At 65.9% G+C, this 26,857-nt stretch carries 23 protein-coding genes and 1 tRNA gene; 13 read left to right on the forward strand and 11 right to left on the reverse strand.

From position 1 onward, the window contains the following. Positions 1 to 12: 12 nt before the first annotated feature. On the reverse strand, positions 13 to 1,332 hold the full coding sequence (locus AB4Y36_RS20195; RefSeq protein ID WP_368683927.1) for an MFS transporter: 1,320 nt from the start codon (positions 1,330 to 1,332) through the stop codon (positions 13 to 15). Between the two features lie 151 nt (positions 1,333 to 1,483). On the opposite strand from AB4Y36_RS20195, the gene AB4Y36_RS20200 reads away from it, so the two are divergent. Next, entirely contained in the window at positions 1,484 to 2,434 is a 951-nt protein-coding gene (locus AB4Y36_RS20200; protein WP_342947905.1) for a LysR family transcriptional regulator, read from the forward strand. Positions 2,435 to 2,473: 39 nt separating this feature from the next. Here the strand turns inward: AB4Y36_RS20200 and AB4Y36_RS20205 are convergent, their stop codons facing one another. The 4 genes from AB4Y36_RS20205 to AB4Y36_RS20220 all read right to left on the reverse strand — a co-directional run bounded on the left by AB4Y36_RS20205 (position 2,474) and on the right by AB4Y36_RS20220 (position 9,732). Continuing rightward, complete coding sequence (locus AB4Y36_RS20205) at positions 2,474 to 2,932, reverse strand: CopD family protein (RefSeq protein ID WP_069265385.1); 459 nt, start codon at positions 2,930 to 2,932, stop codon at positions 2,474 to 2,476. Between the two features lie 229 nt (positions 2,933 to 3,161). Next, positions 3,162 to 5,477: a DNA topoisomerase IV subunit A gene (gene parC / locus AB4Y36_RS20210; protein WP_069265386.1), complete on the reverse strand. Its 2,316-nt coding sequence runs from the start codon at positions 5,475 to 5,477 to the stop codon at positions 3,162 to 3,164. 38 nt (positions 5,478 to 5,515) lie between these two features. Further along, positions 5,516 to 7,507, reverse strand: a complete 1,992-nt coding sequence (locus AB4Y36_RS20215) for a DNA topoisomerase IV subunit B (protein ID WP_069265503.1) — start codon at positions 7,505 to 7,507, stop codon at positions 5,516 to 5,518. Between the two features lie 296 nt (positions 7,508 to 7,803). Next, positions 7,804 to 9,732: an ATP-binding cassette domain-containing protein gene (locus AB4Y36_RS20220; protein WP_069265387.1), complete on the reverse strand. Its 1,929-nt coding sequence runs from the start codon at positions 9,730 to 9,732 to the stop codon at positions 7,804 to 7,806. A 233-nt stretch (positions 9,733 to 9,965) separates the two neighbouring features. Here AB4Y36_RS20220 and AB4Y36_RS20225 point away from each other — a divergent pair, with 233 nt between their 5' ends. The 9 genes from AB4Y36_RS20225 (at position 9,966) to AB4Y36_RS20265 (ending at position 16,004) form a co-directional block, all read left to right on the forward strand. Further along, positions 9,966 to 10,148: a rubredoxin gene (locus AB4Y36_RS20225; RefSeq protein WP_069265388.1), complete on the forward strand. Its 183-nt coding sequence runs from the start codon at positions 9,966 to 9,968 to the stop codon at positions 10,146 to 10,148. A 184-nt stretch (positions 10,149 to 10,332) separates the two neighbouring features. Next, a tRNA-Arg gene (locus AB4Y36_RS20230) sits at positions 10,333 to 10,407 on the forward strand. A 116-nt stretch (positions 10,408 to 10,523) separates the two neighbouring features. After that, positions 10,524 to 10,796, forward strand: coding sequence for a hypothetical protein (locus AB4Y36_RS20235; protein ID WP_069265389.1), 273 nt, complete (start codon positions 10,524 to 10,526; stop codon positions 10,794 to 10,796). A 118-nt stretch (positions 10,797 to 10,914) separates the two neighbouring features. Continuing rightward, positions 10,915 to 11,178 (forward strand): hypothetical protein, encoded by a 264-nt coding sequence (locus AB4Y36_RS20240; RefSeq protein ID WP_069265504.1) that lies wholly within the window; start codon positions 10,915 to 10,917, stop codon positions 11,176 to 11,178. Positions 11,179 to 11,316: 138 nt separating this feature from the next. Then, the gene (dcm, locus tag AB4Y36_RS20245) at positions 11,317 to 12,645 is read left to right on the forward strand and encodes a DNA (cytosine-5-)-methyltransferase (RefSeq protein ID WP_368683928.1); all 1,329 of its coding nucleotides are present in this window, start codon (positions 11,317 to 11,319) and stop codon (positions 12,643 to 12,645) included. A gap of 40 nt (positions 12,646 to 12,685) precedes the next feature. Further along, on the forward strand, positions 12,686 to 13,135 hold the full coding sequence (locus AB4Y36_RS20250) for a very short patch repair endonuclease (protein WP_368683929.1): 450 nt from the start codon (positions 12,686 to 12,688) through the stop codon (positions 13,133 to 13,135). Between the two features lie 186 nt (positions 13,136 to 13,321). Beyond that, the gene (locus AB4Y36_RS20255; protein WP_133181928.1) at positions 13,322 to 13,825 is read left to right on the forward strand and encodes a YbhB/YbcL family Raf kinase inhibitor-like protein; all 504 of its coding nucleotides are present in this window, start codon (positions 13,322 to 13,324) and stop codon (positions 13,823 to 13,825) included. A gap of 71 nt (positions 13,826 to 13,896) precedes the next feature. Beyond that, complete coding sequence (locus AB4Y36_RS20260) at positions 13,897 to 15,303, forward strand: MFS transporter (RefSeq protein WP_342947899.1); 1,407 nt, start codon at positions 13,897 to 13,899, stop codon at positions 15,301 to 15,303. 110 nt (positions 15,304 to 15,413) lie between these two features. Next, positions 15,414 to 16,004 (forward strand): hypothetical protein, encoded by a 591-nt coding sequence (locus AB4Y36_RS20265; protein ID WP_069265393.1) that lies wholly within the window; start codon positions 15,414 to 15,416, stop codon positions 16,002 to 16,004. Positions 16,005 to 16,174: 170 nt separating this feature from the next. On the opposite strand, the gene otsA is transcribed toward AB4Y36_RS20265, so the two are convergent. The 4 genes from otsA to AB4Y36_RS20285 form a co-directional block, all read right to left on the reverse strand. Further along, on the reverse strand, positions 16,175 to 17,647 hold the full coding sequence (gene otsA / locus AB4Y36_RS20270) for an alpha,alpha-trehalose-phosphate synthase (UDP-forming) (RefSeq protein ID WP_083245302.1): 1,473 nt from the start codon (positions 17,645 to 17,647) through the stop codon (positions 16,175 to 16,177). Positions 17,648 to 17,868: 221 nt separating this feature from the next. Next, positions 17,869 to 18,090 carry a hypothetical protein gene (locus tag AB4Y36_RS20275; RefSeq protein WP_069265394.1) on the reverse strand — a complete coding sequence of 74 codons (222 nt, stop codon included), beginning with the start codon at positions 18,088 to 18,090 and terminating at the stop codon, positions 17,869 to 17,871. A 477-nt stretch (positions 18,091 to 18,567) separates the two neighbouring features. Continuing rightward, a complete protein-coding gene (locus tag AB4Y36_RS20280) occupies positions 18,568 to 19,953 on the reverse strand; it encodes a sigma-54-dependent transcriptional regulator (protein WP_368683930.1) in 1,386 nt (461 codons plus the stop codon). Between the two features lie 309 nt (positions 19,954 to 20,262). After that, positions 20,263 to 20,580, reverse strand: a complete 318-nt coding sequence (locus AB4Y36_RS20285) for a hypothetical protein (protein WP_368606590.1) — start codon at positions 20,578 to 20,580, stop codon at positions 20,263 to 20,265. 389 nt (positions 20,581 to 20,969) lie between these two features. On the opposite strand from AB4Y36_RS20285, the gene AB4Y36_RS20290 reads away from it, so the two are divergent. From AB4Y36_RS20290 to AB4Y36_RS20300, 3 genes are all read left to right on the forward strand, one after another. Further along, complete coding sequence (locus AB4Y36_RS20290; protein WP_069265397.1) at positions 20,970 to 22,052, forward strand: sigma-54-dependent Fis family transcriptional regulator; 1,083 nt, start codon at positions 20,970 to 20,972, stop codon at positions 22,050 to 22,052. 339 nt (positions 22,053 to 22,391) lie between these two features. After that, the gene (locus tag AB4Y36_RS20295; RefSeq protein WP_069265398.1) at positions 22,392 to 22,904 is read left to right on the forward strand and encodes a hypothetical protein; all 513 of its coding nucleotides are present in this window, start codon (positions 22,392 to 22,394) and stop codon (positions 22,902 to 22,904) included. Positions 22,905 to 22,972: 68 nt separating this feature from the next. Next, complete coding sequence (locus AB4Y36_RS20300) at positions 22,973 to 23,467, forward strand: hypothetical protein (RefSeq protein WP_368683978.1); 495 nt, start codon at positions 22,973 to 22,975, stop codon at positions 23,465 to 23,467. 83 nt (positions 23,468 to 23,550) lie between these two features. On the opposite strand, the gene AB4Y36_RS20305 is transcribed toward AB4Y36_RS20300, so the two are convergent. Beyond that, entirely contained in the window at positions 23,551 to 24,900 is a 1,350-nt protein-coding gene (locus tag AB4Y36_RS20305) for an AAA-associated domain-containing protein (protein ID WP_069265506.1), read from the reverse strand. A 40-nt stretch (positions 24,901 to 24,940) separates the two neighbouring features. Next, positions 24,941 to 26,704, reverse strand: coding sequence for an ABC transporter permease (locus tag AB4Y36_RS20310; protein WP_368610239.1), 1,764 nt, complete (start codon positions 26,702 to 26,704; stop codon positions 24,941 to 24,943). Positions 26,705 to 26,857: the final 153 nt, after the last annotated feature.

A 26,857-nucleotide genomic window follows, 5' to 3' on the forward strand; every position in this document is an offset into this window, starting at 1 on the left:
AGCTGAACAACGTCATCGTGCGCTCAACGCCTCGGCTCCCGCCTCGTCTAACGCATGCTGGTGACGGCGCGCGTCGAGCGCGACGATGCACAACAGCGAGACGCCCGCGAGGCACGTATAGAACACCGCGAGCGGCCACCACTGCCCCGCATGGCGATGCGCGAGCCACGTGCCGACCAGCGGCGTGAGGCCGCCCGCGATCGCGCCGCATACCTGGTAAGAGAGCGAAATCGCGGAGTAGCGCACGCGCGTGGGGAACACGCCGGAGACGAAGCCGGCGATCACCGAATAGAAGCTCGCCATGCAGACCACGGCGATCGAAATGCCGATCACCATCGGCACGACCTTGCCGCTTTGCACGAGCACGAACATCGGATACGGCGAGAGCATCGCGGCGAGCGCCGCGCACTTGAGGAAGCGCGCGCCGCCCATGCGTTCGGCGAGCCACGCGGCGAGCGGCTGCACGAGGAACTGGATGATCGCGACCGCGAACAGGCAGTCGAGAATCAGCGAGCGCGTGATGCCGACGTATTGCGTGGTGTAGGCGATCATGAACGTGTTGGTGAAGTACACGCCCGCAATGCCGATGGTGTTCGCGCCGATGCACAGCAGCACGAGGCCCCACGCCGAGCGGAACACTTCGGCGACGGGCAGCTTGAGCGTGCGGCGCTGGTCCTTGAGCTTCTCGAACTCGGGCGACTCGTTCACGCCAAGGCGGATCATGATGCCGATCACGAGCAGCACCGCCGAAACGAGGAACGGCAGACGCCAGCCCCACGAGAGAAAGTCGGCCTTGTCGAGCGACGTGACCGAGCGGAACGCGAGCAGCGAAAGAATCAGGCCGGCCGGCGAACCCAGCTGCGCGAACGAAGCGAAGAACGTGCGGCGGCCTTCGGGCGCGTGCTCGCCCGCCATCAGCACCGCACCGCCCCACTCGCCGCCCACGGCGATGCCCTGCACCACGCGCAGCAGCACGAGCAGCACCGGCGCGAGCATCCCCACGCTCGCGTACGACGGCAGCAGGCCGACGCAGACGGTCGCGACGCCCATCATCATCAGGGTGGTCATGAGCGCTTTCTTGCGGCCGATGCGGTCGCCGAGGTGGCCGAAGATCAGGCCGCCGAGCGGACGCGCGAAGAACCCGACGGCGAAGGTCGCGAACGACGCCATCGTGCTCACGAAGCGGTCTTCAGAAGGGAAATACAGCTCGCCGAACACGAGCGCGGCGGCCGTGGCGTAGATGTAGAAGTCGTACCACTCGATCATCGTGCCGATGAACGCCGCGGCGGCGGCGCGCACCGGTTGCCGGGTGCTGGGTTGTGGGCTGGCCATGCGTCGGTCTCCTTCAGGCGCGTTTGGGATGGGTTCGTGTTGCATGCACGCTTTATCGCCAGCCACAAATCATTAGTCAAATTTCGCGTTATTATTCTGCACATAAATTTAACTAATACCCTTGGCGCACCCTTGCGCCGGGAGACCGCCCATGCGCGCCGATACCACCCGCTTTCTCAACGACCGTCTTGACTGGAACCTGCTGCGCACCTACCTCGCGATCATGCAGGAGCGCAGCCTGAGCCGCGCCGCCGCCCGGCTCTATGTCACGCAGCCGGCAGTGAGCCAGGCACTCAAGCGCCTCGAAGACGCGCTCGGCCGCAAGCTGATCGAGCGCCGCGGCGCGCAGTTCGTGCCGACCGAGGCGGGCGAAGAGGTCTATCGCATTGCGAGCGACATTTACGGCGCGATTTCCCAGCTCGAAACCGGCCTCGACGAGCGCACCGCCGACATCACCGGCTCGATCCGCCTGCTCACGGTGAGCCGCATCGAGTCGCGCGTGTACGACGAATTTCTCGCGGAGTTCCACACGGCCTACCCGCGCATCGACCTGCAGATCGAAGTGATGCGCTCGTCGGACATCATCTCGTCGCTGCTGCAGAAAACCGCGACCGCGGGCCTGAGCCTGTGCCGCACGCCCATCGACAAGCTGGACATGCGCTGCTTCCTGCGCCAGCGCTACGCGATGTTCTGCGGGCGGCATCACCGGCTCTTCGGGCTTTCCCAGCTGACGATGGACGACCTGCTCGCGGAGAACTTCGTCTCCTTCACGAGCGACCAGATTGGCGACAGCCTGTCGCCGCTCACCGTGTTTCGCGACCAGCGCGGCTTCACGGGGCGGATCGTGGCGTCGTCACCGAGTCTGGACGAGGTGCGGCGGCTGATCTTTGCGGGCTACGGCATTGGCTGCCTGCCCGAGCATACGGTGCGGGACGATCTGGCGCGGCAGCGCCTGTGGCGGCTGCCGCCGGAGGAAGGGCTCGTGGACGTCGATATCCACTTGCTGTGGCATCGTGAACGCAAGCGCAATGCGGCCGAAGAAGCGTTCTTCGACGCGATGGAGCGCTGCATGCAGCGTCATGCGCTCGCGGAGCGCCTGTAGTGCGTCAAGCGCAGACCGCGAACGTTGCAGGAGAAACGATTAGAACCCGCGCGCGAGCACGGCAACGCCGATCGTCACGATACCCAGCACGAGATTGATGACGACGAGCCGACGCACGGTGCCCACTGCGCGCGCGCCATCGGGCCACTTCTGCGCCTGCACGGCGCGGCGAATGCGCGGGAACACGGCGAAGCGGATGTGGCCGAAGATCAGCATCATCAATACGCCCAGGCCCGCCATGGCGTGCAGTTGCCAGGTGGCATGCTCGCCGCCGGACTGCATGAGCAGGAAGCCGCCGGTCAGCAGGATCACGATGACCGAGACGCCCACCCAGTTGAAGAAGCGGCCGAACACCGATTCGATGAGCGGCAGGCGCAGCTGCGGCGAGAGGTCTTCGAGCGCTGGGCGCAAACAGAAATGCGCGAAGATCATGCCGCCCACCCAGACGGCGACGCCCAGCAGATGCAGAAAGAGCGCGACTGCGATCGCGTGGCCCATGCTTGATTTCCCTCGTAACGTGTCATTATCGGCGGCATGTCGACGGGAGCGAGTGCAACGCACTCCCGTCCCATGCCTTTGCGCGGCATTATTCCATGCCGCGCCGCGATTCGCGCCGGATATGTGTCGGCCGGAGTTAGCGCTTTAGCACTTTGCGATCCGGAGTTAGCGCTTCAGCGCTTACTCCGGTCCCACGCAGAGCGCTCCGGCGCCATGCAGAGCAGCTAAGTTACTGCGGCAACACCGGACGCATGCCCGTCACGACCTTGAGCTTCGAGTCCGGCGCGCGGCCCTTGCGTGCGCGCTTGCCGATCTGCGGAGCCAGCACCGCGCCCGCCATCAGGTCCTCGGTCGCCTTGCCGCCGCGGCCCGTGCCCACGAGCACGACGCCCGCCGCGCTGATCGCGAGCGCCTGCACGAGCTTCTCGTTCTCGTCGAGCTGCATGAGCGTAACGCCACGTCCGCCGCCCGAGAGCGTCTTCATCTCGTCGAGGCCGAACACGAGCAAACGACCGCCCGACGACAGACACGCCACCTGCAGCGCGTCGGGCAGCATCGGCATCGGCGCGAGCGGCACGCAGCCCTCGTCGATCGTCATGAACGCCTTGCCTGCCTTCACGCGGCTCACCATGTCGCCGATCTTCGCGATGAAGCCGAAGCCGTTGCTCGACGCCAGCAGCAATTGCTGTTCCGCGTTCGCCGCGAAGTAGTGCAGCAGATGCGTGCCCGCTTCGAGTTCGATGAGCGACGTGACCGGCACCCCGTCACCGCGGCCGCCAGGCAGATTCGCAATCGACACCGAATAGACGCGGCCATTGCTGCCCCACGCGATCAGCGTATCGGGCGTGCGGCACTGGAACGCCGCATAGAGGCCGTCGCCGGCCTTGAAGGTGAAACCTTGCGTATCGAGCCCGTGGCCCTTGAGCGCACGCACCCAGCCCTTCTGCGAGACGACGACCGTGACCGGCTCGTCGACCACGCGCGCTTCGAAGCTCGCCCGCTTTTCCTGCTGAATGAGCGTGCGGCGATCGTCGCCGTACTGCTTCGCGTCGGCTTCGATTTCCTTCACGATGAGCCGCTTCATCGACACATCGTTCGCGAGCAGTTCTTCGAGCTTCGCCTTCTCTTCGCGCAGCTCCGCGAGTTCCTTCTCGATCTTGATCTTCTCGAGCCGCGCCAACTGACGCAGACGGATTTCAAGAATGTCCTCGGCCTGGCGCTCGGAAAGTCCGAACGCGCTCATCAGCGCGCTCTTGGGCTCGTCCGACTCGCGGATGATGCGGATCACCTCGTCGATATTGAGGAAGACGATCATCCGCCCTTCGAGGATATGGATGCGGTCGTCGACCTTCGTCAGGCGATGCTGCGTGCGGCGCGTGACCGTGGCGAAACGGAAGCCGATCCACTCGCCCAGAATCTCGCTGATGCCCTTCTGGCGCGGACGGCCATCGGCGCCGATCATCACGAGATTGAGCGATGCGTTCGATTCGAGGCTCGTGTTCGCGAGCAGCGAGTTGACGAACTCGGCCTGGTCGATGCGGCTCGTCTTCGGCTCGAACACGAGGCGCACGGGCGCGTCCTTGCCCGACTCGTCGCGCACGGCGTCGAGCAGCCCGAGCATGGTCTGCTTGCTCTGCAGCTGCTCGGGTGTGAGCGTCTTCTTGCCGAGCTTGAGCTTCGGGTTCGTGAGTTCCTCGATCTCTTCGAGCACTTTCTGGCCCGAGGTGTTCGGCGGCAGCTCGGTCACCACGAGCTGCCACTGGCCGCGCGCGAGGTCCTCGATCTTCCAGCGCGCGCGCACCTTGAGGCTGCCGCGGCCCGACTCGTAAGCCGCCGCAATTTCCGCGTCGCTCGAAATGATCTGGCCGCCGCCCGGGAAATCGGGCCCCGGCAGCTTTTCCATGATCTCCGCGTGCGAAAGCTTCGGGTTGCGAATCATCGCCACCGCCGCCGACGCGACTTCGCGCAGGTTATGCGAGGGAATTTCGGTGGCGAGACCCACCGCGATCCCCGACGCGCCGTTGAGCAGCAGCATCGGCAGGCGCGCGGGCAGCGTCTTCGGCTCCTGGAACGAGCCGTCGTAGTTCGGCATGAAATCGACAGTGCCCATGTCGATTTCGTCGAGCAGCAGCTTGGCGATGGGCGTCAGGCGCGCTTCGGTGTAGCGCATGGCCGCCGCGCCGTCGCCGTCGCGCGAGCCGAAATTGCCCTGGCCGTCGATGAGCGGATAGCGCATCGAGAAGTCCTGAGCGAGACGCACGAGCGCGTCGTAGGCCGACTGGTCGCCGTGCGGGTGGTACTTGCCGAGCACGTCGCCCACCACGCGCGCGGACTTCACGGGCTTGGCGTTGTCGCCCAGGCCCATTTCGTTCATCGCGAAAAGAATGCGCCGCTGCACCGGCTTCTGGCCGTCGCAGACGTCGGGCAACGCGCGGCCCTTCACCACGCTCACCGCGTAGTCGAGATAGGCGCGTTCCGCGTAGTGGCCGAGCGTGAGCGTGTCGCCGTTCGGGGCGTCCGTCACTTCAGCAAAGAGATCGTCCATGTTTCAATCGTTCCGTAATCTTGTATGGGCGCGTGCGCTTAGATATCCGCTTCGACTTCGTTGCCCTTCTCTTCGAGCCACGAACGGCGCGAGGCCGCTTCGCCCTTGCCCATGAGCATCGTCATGCGCGCAACCGTGGACTCGTAGTCGAGGTCGCCGAGCGCGATGGGCGAGAGACGCCGCGTGTCGGGGTTCATCGTCGTGTCCCAGAGCTGTTCGGCGCTCATTTCGCCCAGGCCCTTGAAGCGGCTGATGGTCCATTGCGTTTCGCGCACGCCGTCCTTGCGCAGCTTGTCGAGGATCGCTTCGAGTTCGCCTTCGTCGAGCGCATAGAGCTTCTGTGCAGGCTTCTTGCCGCGCGCGGGCGCATCGACACGGAACAGCGGCGGGCGCGCCACGCACACGTGACCGCGCTCGATGAGCTGCGGGAAATGCTTGAAGAAGAGCGTGAGCAGCAGTACCTGGATGTGCGAGCCGTCGACGTCGGCATCGGAGAGAATGCAGATCTTGCCGTAGCGCAGATTCGAAAGATCGACCGTCTCGTCGGGGCTGTGCGGATCGACACCGATCGCCACCGAAATATCGTGCACTTCGTTGTTCGCAAAGAGCCGGTCGCGCTCGGTCTCCCACGTGTTGAGCACCTTGCCGCGCAGCGGCAGGATGGCCTGGTACTCCTTATCGCGCCCCATCTTCGCGGAGCCGCCGGCCGAGTCGCCCTCCACGAGGAAGAGTTCGTTGCGTGCGATATCGGTCGATTCGCAGTCGGTGAGCTTGCCGGGCAGCACGGCCACGCCCGAGCTCTTGCGCTTCTCGACCTTCTGGCCCGCGCGCGTGCGCGCCTGCGCCTGCTTGATGACGAGATCGGCGAGCTTCTTGCCGTGCTCGACGTGCTGGTTGAGCCACAGCTCCAGAGCCGGACGCGAAAAAGACGACACGAGCTTCACGGCGTCGCGGCTGTTCAGGCGCTCCTTGATCTGCCCCTGGAACTGCGGGTCGAGCACCTTGGCCGAGAGCACGAACGAGACGCGCGCGAAGACGTCTTCGGGCAGCAGCTTCACGCCTTTCGGCTGGAGATTGTGCAATTCGACGAAACTCTTCACGGCCTGGAACAGACCGTCGCGCAGGCCGCTTTCGTGCGTGCCGCCCGCCGGCGTCGGGATCAGGTTCACGTACGACTCGCGCGTGAGCGAGCCTTCCTCGCTCCACGCCACGACCCACGCGGCGCCCTCGCCTTCGGCGAAGGTGTCGTCGGTGGTGCGCGCGTCGGCGTAGCGCTCGCCTTCGAACAGCGGGATCAGCAGGTCGGCGCCGCCCATGCCTTCGAGCAGATAGCCGCGCAGGCCGTCCTCATACTTCCAGCTCTGGCGCTCGCCGGTCTTCTCGATGACGAGTTCGACCTCGACGCCCGGCAGCAACACGGCCTTCGAGCGCAGCAGGCGCTGAAGTTCGCCGAGCGGCAGATTGGGCGAGTCGAAATACTTAGGATCGGCCCACGCGGTCACGCGCGTGCCGCTCTTCTTCTCGTCGCGCGCGGCGTTGCGCGTGGTGAGCTGCTTCGTGACGTTGCCGTCAGAGAAACCGATTTCGGCGACCTTGCCGTCGCGCCAGACGGTCACGTCGAGGCGCGTGGACAGCGCATTGGTGACCGAGACGCCCACGCCGTGCAGGCCGCCCGAGAACGTATAGGCGCCGCCGGCGGCCTTGTCGAACTTGCCGCCCGCGTGCAGGCGCGTGAAGACGATTTCGACGACGGGCACCTTCTCTTCGGGGTGCAGGCCGAACGGAATGCCGCGGCCGTCGTCCTCGACGGAGACGGAATGGTCGGCGTGCAGCGTCACGGTGATGCGCTTGCCGTAGCCGCCGAGCGCTTCGTCCGAGGCGTTGTCGATGACTTCCTGGATGATGTGCAGCGGATTCTCGGTGCGCGTATACATGCCCGGCCGCTGCCGGACGGGCTCGAGGCCCTTGAGCACCTTGATCGACGCTTCGCTATAGCCAGTGTTTCCAGCGTTGGACTTCTTCGTTGACATGGTGATCCACAGGGGGTTGTCCGCGCGCTTGTCCACAGGTCCTGTGGACATCTGCGGGGAAAACGCGTTGAGCGTTCAAAAAAACCGATACGAAACAACGAGGTGAACCGGCTGCGCGCCGCGGTGGCAGGTGCGCTCGCGGCGGCGCAGTGGTTCGCGCAGTTGTTCGAATTCGCGAGGTATTGTACTGATTTGGGCTCGCACGGCAATTTGCTTGGGGGTTGGCTGGCTGAACGGATGAGTAAGGGCCGCCCGCCTTAAAAAAAGCGGCCTTCATCAGGCCGCTTTGTCTCGCATCACTTGCGCTTGCTCTCCAGCTCCTCCCACCGCTCCAGCGCAACGAGCAATTCCTCGTCGATCGCCGCGTAGCGCTCGGTGAGCCGCGTGCCTTCGGCCGCGTCCTTCGCAAAGATCGACCCGTCCTCGATCTTCGCGCCGATCGTCTTCTGTTCGGTCTCCAACGCCTCGATACGCTTGGGCAGGTCCTCGAGCTCGCGCTGCTCCTTGAACGAAAGCTTCACAGTACGTTGCGCATTGCGGCCAGCCGCGCTCTCCTTGGGAGCGGCAGCCGCAGCAGCCGCTTCTTTCGGCGCGCGCGCCTCGGCAATCTCCTGCGCACGCGTGCTCTGCGTTTGCCAGTCGGTGAAGCCGCCCACGTATTCGCGCCACTTGCCCTCGCCCTCGGACGCGATCACCGAAGTCACCACGTTGTCGAGGAACGCGCGATCGTGCGAAACGAGCAGCACGGTGCCGTCGTAGTCGGTGAGCAACTCTTCGAGCAGTTCGAGCGTCGGGATGTCGAGGTCGTTGGTCGGTTCGTCGAGCACCAGCACGTTCGCGGGCCGCGCGAACAAACGCGCGAGCAGCAGACGGTTACGCTCGCCGCCCGAAAGCGACTTCACGGGCGAGCGCGCACGTTCGGGCGCGAACAGGAAGTCGCCGAGATAGCTCATGACGTGCTTCTTCGCGCCGTTGATCTCGACCCAGTCGCTGCCGGGGCTGATGGTATCGGCGAGGCTCTTTTCCATGTCGAGCTGCGCGCGCATCTGGTCGAAGTACGCGACCTGCAGGTTCGTGCCTACGCGCACAGTGCCCTCGTCGGGCTTCAACTCGCCGAGAATCAGCTTCAGCAGCGTGGTCTTGCCGGCGCCGTTCGGACCGACGAAGCCGATCTTGTCGCCGCGCATGACCGTCGACGAGAAGTTATCGACGATCGTGCGGCCGCCATAGCGCTTGGTCACGTCCGTGAGTTCGGCGACGATCTTGCCGGACTTCTCGCCCTGCGCGACGTCGAGCTTCACGTTGCCCTGCACATTGCGGCGCTCGGCGTGCTCGCTGCGCATCTGCACGAGGCGCGCGATACGTCCCACGCTGCGCGTGCGCCGCGCTTCCACGCCCTTGCGGATCCACACTTCTTCCTGCGCGAGCAGCTTGTCGAACTTCTCGTTCTCCACGCGCTCGACTTCGAGCTGCTGCGCCTTGCGCTCCTGGTACTGCGAGAAGTTGCCCGGATACGAAAGCAGCTTGCCGCGATCGAGTTCGACGATGCGCGTGGCCACGCGGTCGAGAAACGCGCGGTCGTGGGTGATGAAGAGCAGGCTCGAACGCTGTGCCACGAGCAGTTCCTCGAGCCAGCGGATGCCGTCGAAGTCGAGGTGGTTGGTCGGTTCGTCGAGCAGCAGGATATCGGGCTGCACAACGAGCGCGCGGGCGAGCGCCACGCGCTTTTGCATGCCGCCCGAGAGCGCGCCCACGCGGGCTTCGCCTTCGAGGCCGATCTGCGCGAGCGTCGTGGCAACGCGCGTGCGCCAGCTCCAGGCGTCGGCATGATCGAGCGACGATTGCAGCGTGTTCATGCGCGCGAGCAGTGCGTCGTGTTCGGCGCCTTCGGGCGTATCCGCGAGCTTGTGCGCGACCGTGTCGTATTCGTCGAGCAGCGCGCGCACGTCGGCGAGGCCCGAGGCGACGGTGTCGAAGACCGTGGCGTCGGCGTCGAAGTCGGGCTCCTGCGGCACGTAGACGGTCGAAAGCTCCTGCTGGCGCGTGACGAGGCCGTCGTCGGGCCTGGCGAGATCGGCGACGATCGTGAGCAGCGACGACTTGCCCGCGCCGTTGCGGCCGATCAGCCCGACGCGCTCGCCGGCTTCGAGCGAAAAGTCCGCGTGGTCGAGCAGCGCGACGTGGCCGAACGCCAGTTGCGCGTCTGTGATGGTGTAAAGCGACATGGATGGAAAGCGATGCGTGCGGTGGACCTGAAGGGGGCATTGTACCGGGCCGCGGAGGTCGGGCCGCGCAGGTCGGGCCGCGCAGGTCGGGCCTCCGCGCCTAGCTTCCCTTTAGCGCGGCAGCACGCGAGCCGTTTTCCGGTAACATCGCGGGTCGCCCGCGCCGCCCAGCCTTACACATAAAGGGCCGCATGAAGGGTCAAGCATCGAATCGACTAGACGAAGGACACGCTGTGAGCGAAGTAATCGAGTACAAGAGCTGGGTCTGCCTGATCTGCGGCTGGATCTACAACGAGGAAGAAGGTCTGCCCGACGAAGGCATCGCCGCCGGCACGCGCTTTGCGGAGATACCCGACGACTGGCGCTGCCCGCTGTGCGACGTGGGCAAGGCGGAATTCGCCGTCGTCGAGTTCTGATTGCGACGATTCCCACGCAGCTAAAGGGCGTCATTTTCGCGCCCGAACACGTTTGCTATACTCTGGGCCCTGCGCCGCGATATCGCTCGGACCTGCAAGGCCGAACCGGTTCGCGCGCCGCTCCGCGCCATGACGGGTCACTTGGGAAACATGGCGATCGAACGGAGCCATGCTCGACCTCGCGCTCCCTGTAGTTCAATGGATAGAACAAGTGCCTCCTAAGCGCTAGATGCAGGTTCGATTCCTGCCAGGGGGACCAGCCGCTGGGCCATCCCGAGCCGCGCAGGCCGGGCCGCGAAATCCGCAACCGGTTCGCAGATTCCCGTCCCGTCTCTTTCGCGCACTCGCGCACCCTCTTTCCCGAGCAGGTTTTCCATGGACATCAACAAGCAAGTCGCCGCCCTCACCGCTTCCGAACTGCAGACGGCCGGAGCCAGCCAGGCCACCGCCATCGCCGTGAGCGTGCTGCTGCGCCACCTCAATTCGCCCGAACTCGCCCGCCAGCTGGGCGCCGCGTTCGAGAACCACCAGGCCGTCATGCTGCAGACGCCTTGGCCCGAGCAGATGCTGAACTCGTTCGAAGCGACGCGGCGTTTCTTCGAAAGCGCGGCCCAAGTGCAAGGCGCGACGCCGCCGGCTGCCGAATAAACGGAAGCTGACCGGCTAATTACGGGTAAATACCGAGTCAAATAACCCTAAAGTAGGGAAAAATAGTGCCGTAAAGGCCTTCATGGACTCCACGCGTCCCCTCCCCGCCGGTCATATGATGTCGACCCTCATCGATCAGGATATCGCGCACATTCGCCGCGTGATGCCGCTGTCACTCGCCGGCGACTTCGGCGGGCCGATTCTCCCCGCGCTCTACTGGCGCCAGCGCCTGCACCGCCTGCTCGACACCGGTCACGTGAACAAGGGCCAGCTGTGTGAAATCGACAGCCTGCTGCTCATCCTCGACCTGCACGAGCTAAACGTCGCCTCGGCCTCCGCGGCCCTCGCGAAGCAGGCAAACGCCGGCCCGCAACACTCCTGACTTCCCGCTGTATTCAACGCTCGCGCGTGCAGGCATTCGCCTGCGCGGCGCACGTCCGCGCACGCACATCGGGAATTCCTGGTGCCGCGGGTCGACCATCGGTCATAATGTCCGCAAAAATACCCTAACGAGGACTCCGTGCTCACGGCCGAACCGAGAGACCTGCTCCAGCAGGCACGCAAGCGTTTCACGCAACAGCAGATCGCCACACACGTCGGCCGCGACGTGAAGACCGTGCGGCGTTGGGAAAAAGGCGAGACGCCCTGCCCCGCGATGCTCGAAGCCGCACTGCGCGAACTGCTGCAAGGCGGCGCTCACGCCAATGGCGGCGCGGCGCGCTTTCGCTTCATCGACCTGTTCGCCGGCATCGGAGGCATTCGCAAGGGGTTCGAGGCCCACGGCGGCGAGTGCGTCTTCACGAGCGAATGGAATCCGTTCTCGCGCAAGACCTATCTGGAAAACTACGGCGAGGATCATCCGTTCATCGGCGACATTACGGCCGTGGACGCCGCCGACGTGCCCGATCACGACGTCCTGCTCGCGGGCTTTCCGTGCCAGCCGTTCTCGATCGCGGGCGTGAGCAAGAAGAACGCGCTTGGCCGTCCGCACGGCTTTGCCTGCACCACCCAGGGCACGCTGTTCTTCGACGTCGCGCGCATCATCGCCGAGAAGCGGCCCGCCGCCTTCCTGCTCGAGAACGTGAAGAACCTCGTCTCGCACGACCGTGGCCGCACGTTCGACGTGATCCTCCAGGTGCTGCGCGACGAACTCGGCTACGACGTGCACTACCGCGTGATCGACGGAAGCCATTTCACGCCGCAGCATCGCGAACGCATCATCATCGTCGGTTTTCGCGAGCCGGCGGCGTTCTCGTGGGACGCGCTCGCGCTACCCGAGGAAGGCCCGCGGCTCGCCTCGATCCTGCACCGTACCGACGGCTGCGAGCCGCTGCTGCCGTGGGACGGCGAGCGCTTCTTCGATCACGGCGCGCGCCGCGTGCAGCCGAAGTACACGCTCACGCCGGGGCTCTGGGCCTATCTGCAGCAATACGCGGAGAAGCATCGCGCGGCCGGCAACGGCTTTGGCTTCGGCCTCGCGTTTCCCGACAGCGTCACGCGCACGCTTTCTGCGCGCTATCACAAGGACGGCTCGGAGATCCTCGTCTATCAAGGCGAAGGATCGCGCCCGCGCCGCCTCACGCCGCGCGAGTGTGCGCGGCTGATGGGCCTGCCCGACACCTTCCGCATTCCGGTGAGCGACACCCAGGCGTACCGCCAGTTCGGCAACAGCGTGGTGATGCCGGTGATGCGTGAAGTCGCGCGCACGATGATGCCGCATCTCGATGCGTTGCTGGCCGCACGGCACGAAGCACCGCGTGCGCAAGCGACGACGGTTCCCGCCGTCGCGCGCACCACGCGCGCCAAGCGCAACGCGGCCTCGGCGACGGCCACGGCGGGAGGCCGCTGACCGGCGCGCGCCGCGGCCAACCGAAGCGAGGCGACAGACGATGGTGGACGTCGTCGATACCGCGACCCGCAGCCGGATGATGTCCGGCATACGCGGACGCAACACGAAGCCCGAGAAGCTGATCCGCAGTCTGCTGCACCGGCGCGGCTTTCGCTTTCGCCTGAACGTGCGCGAGCTGCCGGGCCGGCCCGACATCGTGCTGCCGCGCCGGCGCGCCGTGGTGTTCGTGCACGGCTGCTTCTGGCACGGCCACAACTGCGCGCTCTTCAAGTGGCCGCGAACGCGCCCCGAGTTCTGGCGCGAGAAGATCGCGCACAACCGACTGAACGACGCCAAGGCGCTCGCCGCGCTCGCAGCCCAGGGCTGGCGCGTGGCGGTGATCTGGGAATGCGCGTTGCGTGGCGCGCAGCACGATCCCCATGCGGTCGTCGAGCGGCTGGCCGCGTGGCTCGAAGACGAGTCGTCGACCTGGTTCGAGGCGCGGTCGTAACACGCCCTCGCGAGATGTCACGCGAAACGTGACCGCAAGCCGATGCGCCGCGCATCTCACGCTGCGAAGCTGGCCCTGCCTGTAGGGCCCGCGGTGATAAACTCGATCGACCGGCTGCGCGCCCACCCGCACGCGTCACACGTGCTGGCGCAACCGTCCCATGACCCCAAGCGAAGGAGACACCCGATGGCTGATTTCCGACTTTGGTCCGATGACTTTCCCAGCAACGGTTTCATGCCGAAGGCGCAGGAGTTCGACGACCGGGCCTTCGGTGTCGACGGCGACAACGTTTCGCCCGCGCTGCAGTGGGACGAGCCGCCCGCCGACACGCAAAGCTTCGCGCTCACCGTCTACGATCCGGACGCGCCGACGGGCAGCGGTTTCTGGCACTGGGTCGTGGTGAACATTCCGCCCGACGTGCGCTCGCTCGCCCGCAACGCCGGCAAGGCCGACGGCAGCCTGCTTCCGCAGGGCGCGGTGCAGGTGCACAACGACTACGGCACGGTCGGCTTCGGCGGCGCGGCGCCCCCGCGCGGCGACAAACCCCATCGCTACATCTTCCGCGTGCATGCGCTCAAGGCAGCGCAACTGCCCGTCACGCCGGAAACGACGAACGCGGTAGCGCGTTTCATGACGCATCTGAACGAGGTGGATTCGACCACCTACGTCGGGCTCTATGAACTGAAATAAGCCGCCACGGAACACCAGAAAACAACATCCAGCCGGCGGCGCACGTCCATCGCGCGCCGCCTCTCCCGTCGATGCCCACGCTTTCCGAACGCTCCGCCCATTCCACCGCCGACATCGAAAACGGCCTGCCCTTCCCGCAACGTTACTACGCGATCCTCGTGGTCGCGCTCGGCATCACGCTCGCCGTGCTCGACGGCGCGATCGCCAACGTCGCGTTGCCGACCATCGCACGCCATCTTCACGCGAGCGCGGCAAGTTCGATCTGGATCGTCAACGCGTATCAGCTCTCGGTGACCATCGCGCTCCTGCCGCTCGCCTCGCTCGGCGACCGCATCGGTTACAAGCGCGTGTATCTGGCCGGCATGGTGCTGTTCACCGTCGCGTCGCTCGGCTGCGCGCTGGCGACCACGCTGCCCGAACTCGCCCTCGCACGCATGGTGCAGGGCTTCGGCGGCGCGGGGATCATGAGCGTGAACACCGCGCTCGTGCGCATGATCTATCCGCGCGCGCAGCTCGGCCGGGGCGTCGCCATCAACGCGATGGTCGTCGCGATCGCCTCGGCGGTCGGGCCGACGCTCGCCTCGGGCGTGCTCGCCATCGCGACGTGGCCCTGGCTCTTTGCGATCAACGTGCCGATCGGCATCGCCGCGCTCATGCTGGGCCTGCGCGCGCTGCCCGTGAACGAGCGGCACCCCGCGCCGTACGACTATTTGAGCGCCGTGCTCAACGCCATCGTGTTCGGCCTCCTGATCTTTGCCGTCGACGGCCTCGGCCACGGCGAGAGCAATCGCCTCGTCGCGCTCGAATTCGTGCTGGCGATCGTGATCGGCTGGTTCTTCGTGCGCCGCCAGCTCACGCAGGCCGCGCCGCTCCTGCCCGTCGATCTGCTTGCCAACCCCGTCTTCGCACTGTCGATCAGCACCTCGGTGTGCTCGTTCTGCGCGCAAATGCTCGCGTTCGTCGCGCTGCCCTTCATGCTGCAGGAGACCTTCGGTTTCTCGCAGGTCGACACGGGCCTCCTCATGACGCCCTGGCCGCTCGTCATCGTCGGCGCCGCGCCGCTCTCGGGCGCGCTCTCCGACCGCTATCCGGCGGGCATGCTGGGCGGCATCGGACTCGCGCTCTTCGCGCTCGGTCTGCTCTCGCTCGCGACACTCGGCGCGCATCCCACGGTGTTCGATATCTGCTGGCGCATGGCGTTGTGCGGCGCGGGCTTCGGCGTGTTCCAGTCGCCCAACAACCGGCAAATTCTTTCCTCTGCACCGCGCGAGCGCAGCGGCGGCGCGAGCGGCATGCTCGGCACCGCGCGCCTCACCGGGCAAACGCTCGGCGCGGCGCTCGTCGCGCTCATCTTCGGCGTGGCACCGCAACACGGGCCGACCATGGCGCTCTACGTGGCGACGGCCTTTGCCGCGGTCGCGGCAGTGGTGAGCCTGCTGCGCCTCATGCCGGGCACCGCGGCACGCACGCCGCGCTAAGCGCGGCCTAACCCTGCGCGCGCGCAGGCACTAACATGGATTCAGGGCGAGCCGCATTCGCGGCTGCGCCCGGCGAGTCAACCTGCCGAGTCCGGCAAAGGGGGCTTCCCATGTCACTGATCGTCGCTGGTCGGTTCACGACCTTTCCCGCCGCCGAAGCCGCCGCCGAAAAGCTGTACGCGGGCGGCTTCCTCGAAGAAGACGTCAACCTGTTCTTCGTCAATCCGCGCGGCCAGCATGCGCACCACAGCGTCCAGGGGACGGCGATGGGCGCGCCGCCTACGCTCGCCGCAGGGCACCCGCATCACACCCGCAATATCACCGCAGGCGCTGTGGCGGGCGCCGTAGTGGGCGTGGTGATTTTCAGCGCGTTCTCGGCTGCGCTGCCTTCGGTCGTGATCGCGGCCGGCGTAGGCGCCTGGATCGGCGCGCGCATCGGCGCGAGCGTCGGGGCAAAAGCCGCTGCGCAGCAAATCTCGGCGCACCACGAGCGGGTGCATCGCGAAACGCGCAGCGACGGCGTGCTGCTCTCGGTGCACGTCTGCTACGAGAACCAGGATCTCGCTGCACAGTTGCTGCGCGACAGCGGCGCCGCCGATATCGAGTGCGCTTCGGGCCAATGGCACGACGGACACTGGGCCGATTTCGATCCGACCCGCGCGCCGATGCCGTTCGCCGCACCGAGCGGCCAGCGGGTCTGAGCGCATGCCGCGCCGCGGATCGACGGGTATCGCCGGGTATCGCCGGGTATCGATCTCGCGGACGTAAAAAAACGCGGCGGCCCGAAGGCCGCCGCGCGGATGCAATTGCGTCGAGAAAAACGTTAGAGGGCTAAAGGCGTCACGCCGCCTCGCCGCTCACCGCCCCGTCGCTACGCGCGCGCTGCGCGATGCGGCTGTTCGGGCGCGCTCGTTTGCACGGGAGCTTTCCCCGCCGGTGCGGCGTTGCGCGCCCTGGCCGTGACCGAAGCGGCCGTCGCCACGCTGCGCAGATCGGCAAGGAACGTATCGCGCCACACCGAAAGATTGTTCTCGCGCAGCGACGCCATCATGTCGTTGTATCGCGAGACGCGCTCGGCGTGCGGCATCGAGAGCGCGCGCTCGAGCGCCTCGGCTGTCTGGTTCAGGTCGTACGGATTCACGACCAGTGCGCCGGGCAGTTGTTCGGCCGCGCCCGCGAACTGCGAAAGCACCAGCACGCCGGGATCGTCGGGATTCTGCGACGCCACGTATTCCTTCGCCACGAGATTCATGCCGTCGCGCAGCGGCGCGACGTAGCCCACCTGCGCCTCGCGGAACAGCGCCATCAGCAGATTGCGCTCGTACTTGCGGTTCAGGTACTGGATCGGCGTCCAGTCGAGCTGCGCGAAACGGCCGTTGATCCGGCCCGCCTCGCCTTCGAGATTGCGGCGAATCGTCTGGTAGGTCTGCACGTCGGAGCGCGTCGGCGGCGCGATCTGCAGGAGCGAGACGCGGCCATGCCAGCCCGGCCCGTTCTGCAGCAGGCGCTCGAACGCCTGGAAGCGCTCGGCGAGCCCCTTCGAATAATCGAGCCGGTCCACGCTCATGATCAGCTTGCGTCCGCGCATGGCTTCGCGCAGGCTGCGCACGGCCTTGCGGTCGGCGAACTGCGACGAGGCTTTGGCAATGGCGTCCGGATAGATGCCGATCGGGTACGCCCCGACCTTGAGGAAGCGGTCCCACGCGTGGACCATGCCGTCGTCGCTTGCGGTGCCATGACCGCCGCGCTCGATGTAGTCGAGAAAGGCCTGACGGTCCGCGTCGGTCTGGAAACCGACCACGTCGTAGTGGCACATGAACTTCATGAGTTCTTCGTGCGGCGGCACCGAGCGCATGACTTCGGGCACCGGCAGCGGAATGTGCAGGAAGAAGCCGATCGGGTTCTTCACCCCGAGATCGCGCAGGCAGCGCGCGAACGGAATCAGGTGATAGTCGTGCACCCAGATGATGTCGTCGGGCTCGATGAGCGGCTGCAACTGGCGCGCGAGCGACACGTTCACGCGCAGGTAGCCGCCGTACTCCTGGCGCTCATAGCGCGCGAGGTCGTTGCGGTAGTGGAACGTCGGCCAGAGCGTCGTATTCGAGAAGCCCTTGTAGTACTGGTCATAGTCACGCCGGGTGAGACCCACCGTCGCGTAGGTGACGCTGCCCTGCTGCTCGATGACCGGTGCGGACGGTTCCGCGACGGTCTCGCCGCTCCACCCGAACCACACACCGCCGGTTTCCTTGAGCGCGTCCAATACGCCGACTGCGAGCCCGCCCGCTGCGGGACGGCCCTCCTGGGTCGGCGCAACGCGATTCGATACCACGATCAGTCTGCCCATTGCGGCTCTACCTCCTGTTTCGTTGGGTCCGAAGACAATGCTTCAGGTACGCACGCAAGACGCGTGCCGGATAGACAGGGTCGGAGCAAAAATCTTTCCTCGCAAGTGACGGCGCGAGCAAATTCCGCGCGGCAATCGCGCAAGTCCGGAATGCCCGGTGATTAGCGAGACCAGGAAACCGGCCTGCAAGCAGCGCGCGGCGAACTGCGGTTCGAAGCGGATCAGGCGTCCTGTTCCGAGCCGAGATCGCGCTGGTACTCGATGCCCTCAGCCCGCGCCCCGCCTTGGTTGTGCTCGCCGTCGGGCGGCACGCCAGGCGCTGCGCGATTCTGGCCCGCGGGGTCCGGCGCGTTCGACTGCTGCGGACTGCTTTTCTCTTGCGAATCGCGCGGGCCACGCTTGCCCGTGTAACGTGCGGAGCGGCGCAAGGCAGGATGTCTCATGTCGATGCCTCCAGCGGGAAGGCGGCCACGCGGCCGTGGCGCTTTTTTATAGTCCAGGGTTCGCCGCGTGAATCCGCCGGTAAAAAAGGTGGGGCCTTTGTAACTAGTACATAAAAACCATCAGGATCTGCTGATGACTTCTTAAGGCAGCGCGAGCAGATGCTCACGTGGCGGGCAATGCGCCAGACGAACGACGAAATCGAGAGGAGACCGAAGGGTCGAATCGGGGCCGCGCGTGCGGCACTTCGCCCGGCGGCTCTGGCGGATCGCCAATAGGAGGCACGTCGGGCTCACCGGGCTGGTCCGGCGGCGGTTCGTCGGGCTGCGGAGTATGCGCGAGCCAGGGCTTCACGCGGACGGCATCACTGGATTTGCAGCTCGGCATTTTTCGCTCCTCATCATGGACGCGAAACTCACACTGCAAGCGTCGTACCGCCCGTGCGAGCGCGCCCAGGCGGACGCGCTCGCACATGCTGCTCAGGCGCCGGCTACGCGCGCGGGCGCATCGCCCTTGCCGGCGCTTTCGTTGCCGTACTCCACAAGACGGTTATAGAGCGTCTTCAGGCTGATGCCGAGGATTTCCGCCGCGCGCGTCTTCACGCCGCCGCACTGCTCGAGCGTCGCGAGGATGAGCTGGCGATCCGCATCGGCAAGCGAGGTGCCGAACGGGATCGTCACCGCCGTGCCCGCAATCGGCTTCGAGAGCGAGATCTGCAGCGGCACCGTCGCCGTGAAATCGCCGTCGTTGCCCGACATGATGTGCGCGCGCTGCACGTAGTTCTTCAGCTCGCGTACGTTGCCGGGCCACGGGTAGGCGGCCAGCATGTCGCGCACCGCCGCGGGAAACTGCTTCTTCGTGCCGTGACGCTCGTTCAGCTCGTCGAGGAACGCCTGGGCGAGCAGCACGACGTCCTTGCCGCGCTCGCGCAGCGGCGGCAGGCTGATCGGAAACACGTTCAGGCGGTGATAAAGGTCCAGACGCAGCTTGCCCTCGGCGACGGCCTGCTCCGGGTCGCGGTTGGTCGCCGCGATCAGACGCACGTCGGTCTCGATTTCCTTGGTCGTGCCCACGCGCATGAACATGCCGGTCTCGAGCACGCGCAGCAGCTTCACCTGCAGCTCGATCGGCATTTCGGTGATTTCGTCGAGGAACAGCGTGCCGCCGTTCGCGCGCTCGAAATAGCCCTTGTGCTGCCGGTCGGCGCCCGTGAACGAGCCGCGCTCGTGGCCGAACATCTCGGACTCGATCAGGTTCGGCGAGATCGCGCCGCAGTTCACCGCGAGGAATTCGTGCTTGCGGCGCAGGCTCAACTGGTGGATGGTCTGCGCCGCCACTTCCTTGCCGGTGCCCGATTCGCCCACCAGCATGACCGAGGCGGGCGTCGGCGCAACACGGCTGATCTGGTCGTAGACCTCCTGCATGGTCGGCGAATTGCCGAGCATCAGGCCGAAGCGGCCCATGCGGCGCAACTCGCCGCGCAGCGTGCCGATTTCGGCCTTGAGGTCGCCCGCGCGCGGCAGGCGGTTCAGGATCGCCTTCACGCGCTGGAGGTTGATCGGCTTGACCAGGTAATCGATCGCGCCGGATTTGAGCGCATCGACTGCCGTCTCGACCGTCGCATGCCCCGTGATGACCACGAGTTCCACGCCCGAGCGCGGGTCGAGATCCTCGAAAAGGTCGGTGCCACTGCCGTCGGGCAGCTTCAGGTCGGTGAAGACCACGTCCGGCGTCTGCCGCACGAGCTGGATGCGCGCCTCGCGCAGGTCGCCTGCCTGGGCAGTGGTGAGCCCGTCGTCGCTCACCACGGCCGCCAGCGCCTCGCGGGTTTGCGCATCGTCATCGACAATCAATACATGTGGCATCGCGTCTCGTCAGCCTTGATAGGTGAATGGCTCCAAAGCGCGCGCGCCGCGCCCTTCGCAGGCGTGCCGGACAACGTTGCCCGGCACCGCGGAAGTCGCGACGCACGTGTTTGCGCTGCAGTGGAGTACGAAACGGTCGGACGCAAACCCAAGACGACAAAAGCCTGAATATGCGCGGTTTTGCTACATCGGAGCAACAATACCGTCAGCCGCGGGCCGCCCGAACCTCGATTGTTGTTGATATCACTATTATAGACTTATTCGAGACAAGCGGGCACGGCTCTCGCGTGGCCCTGCCACGCGTGCCTTCTAGCTGTGCGGAAACGGCCACGGCATGCCAGCCGAGCCATTCGCGCCGTTCACGCCATTCGGCATCCGGCCCTTCGCGCCGTGTGCAGGCAAGTCCGAAGCGCCCCCGGCCATGGCCACTTCCGGGCCCAGCCCGTTGTTGCCCGTGGTATCGGCAAGTGAGCCGCCTTCGCCTTCCCAGCGGCTCAGATCGCGATAAAAGGTTTGCCGTTGCATGCGATGACGCTGCGAGAAACGCCAGGCCAGCATGCCAGCCATGGCGCCAAGCGCACCGACGGTTACGAGGGTTCCTACCAAACCGCTGCGGTTCTTCGACATATCGCTTTCTCCCAGATACGCCTCGTCAAAGACGGAAGACGCGAGTTGACTCGAATGACATCGCCCGGGGCGTGGCCGATCCGCTGCCCCTATCCATGCAGACGGCGCCGGGCTTCTCGAGTTCCGCAGCAGGATGCGTGCCACACTCCCTCGCGCTGTGCCTGGACAGGTCCATTGCCCTGTCAGGCGCGGCAGTGGTTAAATGTTTACGCGAAAGCGAGATACCAGGCTCGAAGACGCAAACCTCGCGGCCGTCGGAGCGGCAAGTTCCGCACCTGTCCTGGACGGCCAGCCCCGGATCGCAGGGCCTGTTCGCCGACACGCGCAGAAGCATGCCGATGCGCGCAGAAGCAAACGCCCCGCACTACCTTTGCAGGACGAACATCCCTATGGCGTCAATCGAGCCGGGCTCGCCCGCCGCCACAAAACGCAACAGCGAAAACAACGCAAATCCCGCAGCGGACGCCGAGGCGCGCGTCGCGGGATTGCAGTCGTACGGTCTGCTGTACGGCTCGTCGGCGGTCATGCTGGATCTTTATGCGCAGATCGACCGCGTGGCCGTGACCGAGGCGACGGCACTCATCGTCGGCGAATCGGGCACGGGCAAGGAACTGATCGCCCGGACCATCCACGCCCACAGCGAACGCCGCGACGGCCCGTTCATCGCGGTCAACTGCGGCGCGATTCCCGACGAACTGATCGAGGCCGAGTTGTTCGGTCACGAAAAAGGCAGCTTCACGGGCGCCGTGCAGGCGCGCGACGGCCACTTCGAGCACGCGCGCGGCGGCACGCTGTTCCTCGACGAAATCACCGAGATGTCGCTGCTGCATCAGGTGAAGCTGCTGCGCGCGCTCGAAACCGGCGAGTACTTTCCGGTGGGTGGCAACGAAGCGATTCGCGGCGACGTGCGCATCATCGCCGCCACCAACCGCGACCCCGTAACGGCCGTGAAGGAAAACTGCCTGCGCGAGGACCTGATGTACCGGCTCGCGGTGTTTCCGCTGCGCGCGCCGCCGCTGCGTGAACGTGAGCGCGACCGCGAGCTGCTCGCGCAGCATTTCCTCACCGAACTGAACGACCAGGAAGGCACGCAAAAGGCGTTCAGCAAGCGCGCGCTCGAAACCGTGCGCAACTGGTCGTGGCCCGGCAACGTGCGCGAACTGAAAAACGCCGTGTACCGCGCGTACATCCTCGCGGAAAAGGTCGTGGAGATCGCACATCCGCAGTTGGTGCCGCGCGTGAAGAAGCCCGTCACCCAGGGCGACGCCATGAGCGTCTGGATCGGCACGCCGCTCGCCGATGCGCAGAAGCAGATCATTCTCGGCACGCTCAAATACTGCGGTGGCGACAAGCGTCTCGCGGCGCGCACGCTCGGCGTGAGCCTCAAGACGCTCTACAACCGGCTCGGCAGCTACGGCGCCGACGATGGCGAAAGCGAAGCGCCCACCGAGCCGGACGCGGACGAAGCCTGATTGCCCTCCCCGTCCATCGCGGCACGTTCGTTGCGCGACGAGGCGGGAGCAGTACGGCAGGCCGATCAAAGGTCGGTCTGCCGTGCACGCCCTTTTGCAATTTCTTGCACTTTACCTATCCCCGTAAGCAATGCCGTGCTGCACAATCCGCAGCACGTCAAGTAAGCAAAACATGCCGGATATCCGCGCAATGCGGCGCTATCCGGCTAGCGGCAGGGAATCATCATGCAAGAACGAAGTGCTCGGGCGCGCGTTGCGCCATCGGTGTCAGCGGCGGTCATGGAAACGATTGCCGGCGGCAGCCCGCGCCCTTCCGCGCATCCTCCCCGGCGACGCGTCATGTCGCTCACGCTGCTCGCCACGGTGGCGAGCCTCGCGTGCTCGGCGTGCAGTTCGCTCTACTCCGAAGGCGCGCAAACGGGCGCCGGTATCGCCGGCGCAGCGGTTGCCTCGAAAGTGACGAGCAACGCCGCCGTGGCGACCGGCATCGGCCTTGGCGCCGTGGCCGCGGCGAAGGCCGGCGTGCAGTACTCCGAGCGCGTCGTCCACACCAACACCCAGAACAGCATCGCCCACGCGGCGGGCCCGCTCGCAGTCGGCGCGGTCGCGCCATGGTCGATCACGCACTCGTTCCCGATCGAGGACGACGAACACGGCCGCGTCACGGTGAGCCGCACGATCAGCAGCGGTGCGCTCGACTGCAAGGAGATCGTGTTCTCCGTCGACCACGAGGCCACGAAGGACAAACCCGCCTCGAGCGCGTTCTTCGTCGCATCGGTGTGCCGCGACGGCGACAACTGGAAGTGGGCCTCGGCCGAACCCGCTACCGCCCGGTGGGGTGCGCTGCAATGAACGGCATGAACGCGCGCGCGAAGCGCGTACGGCACGTTGCAACGGAGTCGTCGACGGCTCGCCCCGTGATGCTCATCGCGCTGGCCGCGCTCTGCGCGGGCATCGCGCTCGCGGCGAGCGGCTGCTCGTCGGTCGGCGCGGCAAGCGGCGCTGCGGCTGCGGCGGCAACGGGCATCGTCACGGCGAATCCTGCCGTGGGCATCGGCGTAGGCATTGCCGTGCAGGCGGCCACCGACGAAGCCGTCGGCCGCTTCATGAAAAACATGCACGCGGACCAGCAGGCACTGATCGCCGAAACAGCCGGCCGCCTGCCCGTGGGCGGCATGGACCTCTGGCGCATCAAGCACGATTTGCCCGTGGAGAACGGCCACGGCCAGGTGCGCGTGACGCGCGCGTTCGCCAACGCCCTCACGCTGTGCAAGGACTTCGTATTCTCGGTGCAGGACGGCGAGAAAGCCGACGCGCCCGAGCAGTGGTTCACCGCGAGCGCCTGTCAGGACCAGTCGGGCTGGAAGTGGGCCACGGCCGAGCCCGCGGTGGAGCGCTGGGGCACGCTGCAATAGCCTGCCTCATCCGCAAACGAAAAACGGTCGCCGGGTGAACGCACCCCGCGACCGCTTTTAATGCCTGGCGAAAAGCGCGTCGCTCAGGACTCCACGTCTTCGAGGCTGAAGATTTCCGACTGGTCGTTATACGAGAAGATCTCGCCATAACGCCCCCAGTCGATCACGGTGTCGAGCGTTTCTTCCGCCGCGCCATCGGAGAGAAAGTCCTCCAGCTCCTGCTCGAAACGCACGCGCGGCGCGCGATGGCCCGGGCGCTCGTTGAGCACCTTCTTGATGCGCGCCGCGAGCGGCACATGGCGCAGCAAATGCTCGGCGAACATCATCTTGCGCTCCTGCGTGCCGAACTCCGCGAACACGCGCGCGGGCGGCGTGAGCAGCACGTCGCCTTCGCGCACGTCGGCGAAACCGAGGTTCTGCAGCACTTCCGCGATCGGGAACAGGTCGTCCACTTCCAGATGCAGCGAGCGCGCAATTTCCGGCATGTCGGCGCGGCCGTGATACGGCGCCATCGCGAGCGTTTCGATCAGACCGGCCATCAGGTTGGTCGACACGCGCGGCAGCCAGCTGCCGAGTTCGAGGCCCTTCCTGGTCGTCTCGTCGGTCTGACGCGCGGTCATCTTCGCGTAGATGTCGTCCACGAGCTTGCGGAACGCCGGGTCGAGACGGTTGCGCGGATGTTTGAACGGTACCTTGATCTCGGCCACCACGCGGCCCGGATTCGACGACAACACCAGGATGCGGTCGCACATGAACACCGCTTCTTCGATGTTGTGCGTGACGATCAGCACCGACTTGATCGGCAAGCGGCCTTGCGTCCACAGGTCGAGCAGGTCGGTACGCAGCGTTTCGGCCGTGAGCACGTCGAGCGCGGAGAACGGCTCGTCCATGAGCATCAGCATCGGGTCGACCACGAGCGCGCGCGCGAAACCCACGCGCTGGCGCATGCCGCCCGAAAGCTCGCGCGGATACGCGTTTTCGAAGCCGTCCAGACCGATCAGGTCGATGGCCGCCAGCGCCCGTTCGCGGCGCTCGCCTGCGCCTACGCCCTGCGCTTCGAGGCCCGCTTCCACGTTCTGCAGCACCGTGAGCCACGGGAACAGCGCGAAGGTCTGGAACACCATCGCCACGCCTTCGGCCGGCCCTTCGAGCGGCTTGCCGCGCCAGGTGACGTCGCCGGAGGTCGGCGAGATCAGGCCCGCGATGATGCGCAGCAGCGTGGACTTGCCCGAGCCCGAGCGGCCCAGCAGCCCGACGATCTCGCCCTCGCGCAGCTGGAGGTTGGCGTCGTCGAGCACGAGCAGCTCGCCCTGGTTCTTTTTGAAGCCCCGGCACACGTCCTTCACGTTCAGAATTTCTTCGCCGAGGCGCGGCGGGTTCGGGGCCGTCTGCACATCGCCGTGCGCGGCGCTCAGCGTCTTGGGGTTTTGCATCGCGTTACCTTCGATCATTCGTTGTTCGATCAGTCGTCGATCAGTCGAGCCGCAGACGGGACTCGGCGTACGTGTACAGCGGGCGCCACAAGAGGCGGTTGAACAGCGTGACGAAGAGCGACATCACGGCAATGCCGAGGATGATCTTCGGGTAATCGCCGGCCGCCGTCATCTGCGCGATGTAGGCGCCGAGGCCGTGCGCGACGACCTTCGTGTCGCCCCACTGCACGAACTCCGCGACGATACTCGCGTTCCACGCGCCGCCCGAAGCCGTGATGGCGCCCGTCACGTAGTACGGGAAAATGCCCGGCAGCATGGCCTGACGCCACCACTGCCAGCCACGAATGCGGAAGTTCTTCGCCGCTTCCTTGTAGTCGTTCGGATAGGCGCTGGCCCCCGCGATCACGTTGAACAGGATATACCACTGGGTGCCGAGGACGATCAGCGGCGACAGCCAGATGTCCGGGTTCAGGTGAAAGCGCACGATCACGATCACGAACACCGGGAACAGCAGGTTCGCCGGGAACGCCGCGAGGAACTGCGCGAGCGGCTGCACCTTCTCGGCGAGCGCCGGGCGCAGACCGATCAGCACGCCGAGCGGCACCCAGATCACCGAAGCGATGGCGATCAGCAAGATCACGCGAAAGAGCGTGATGAAGCCGAGGCCGAGCACGTGCCACACTTCGTCGAGCGTCACACCCGTGCGTACGAAGGTCACCACGCGCCATACGACGAACACGGTCAATGCGATCACGAGCACGGCCCACACGGCGTCGCCAATGCGTGCGCGCAAGCCGGGGCGGCCGCGCGCGACGGGCGCCGCGAACGTCACGTTCGGAAACGACGGCAGCTTGATCGGCATGCGCGCAGCCTTGGCGAAGAGCCAGCCGAGCGGCACGAGCAGTTGATGAATGAGATGGGTGCGCCGAATCAGGTCGAGCAGCCACGATTCGGGCGCGTCGCCCGAACTCGTGTTCTCCATGCGGAACTTGTCGGCCCACGCGACGAGCGGGCGGAACAGGAACTGGTCGTAGGCGAGAATCACGACGACCATCGCGAGGATCACCCAGCCCACGGCGTGCAGGTTCTTTTCCGCGATCGCCTGGGCCAGATACGCGCCGACACCCGGCAGCGTGATCGTGTTGTTGCCCACCGTGATCGCTTCGGAGGCCACCACGAAGAACCAGCCGCCCGACATCGACATCATCATGTTCCAGATGAGGCCCGGCATCGAGAACGGCACTTCGAGCTTCCAGAAGCGCTGCCATGCGGTCAGATGAAACCCGCGCGAGACTTCGTCCAGATCGCGCGGCACCGTGCGCAGCGACTGGTAGAAGCTGAACGTCATGTTCCATGCCTGGCTCGTGAAGATCGCGAAGATTGCCGCGAGCTCGGCCCCCAGCACGCGCGAGGGAAAGAGCGCGAGAAAGAACGTGACCGTGAACGAGATGTAGCCGAGCACCGGCACCGACTGCAGGATGTCGAGAATCGGCACGAGCACCTGGCCCGCGCGGCGGCTCTTCGCCGCGAGCGTGCCGTAGACGAGCGTGAAGATGAGCGAGGCCACCATCGCCGCGAGCATGCGCAGCGTGGTGCGCATGGCGTACTCGGGCAGGTTCGCGGGATCGAGCGAGATGGGCTGCGCCTTCAACGTGGCAATGGGCGCCATCGTTTCGTGAAAGCCCACGGCCGCCATCGCGATCAGGCCGATCATCAGCGGGAACGCCACGAAGTCCCAGCGGTTCGGCAGCACGCGCCACGCCGAGGCGTTGGCCGTGCGGTTCAGGTTGAAGCTGAACTCCATTCAGACGCCCTCCGCGACGGGTTTCAGAAAGGCGGACGACTTGACGTCCGTGCCGCCGGAAAGGCACTGCACGAGCTGCGGGGATGGCGGATCGACAAAGGCAAGGCGCATGGACTCAGAATTTCGTTGGCGTTGATGACACGGCGACGATGC

Source organism: Paraburkholderia sp. BR10936 (assembly GCF_040965735.1).
Lineage (GTDB): Bacteria > Pseudomonadota > Gammaproteobacteria > Burkholderiales > Burkholderiaceae > Paraburkholderia > Paraburkholderia nodosa_A.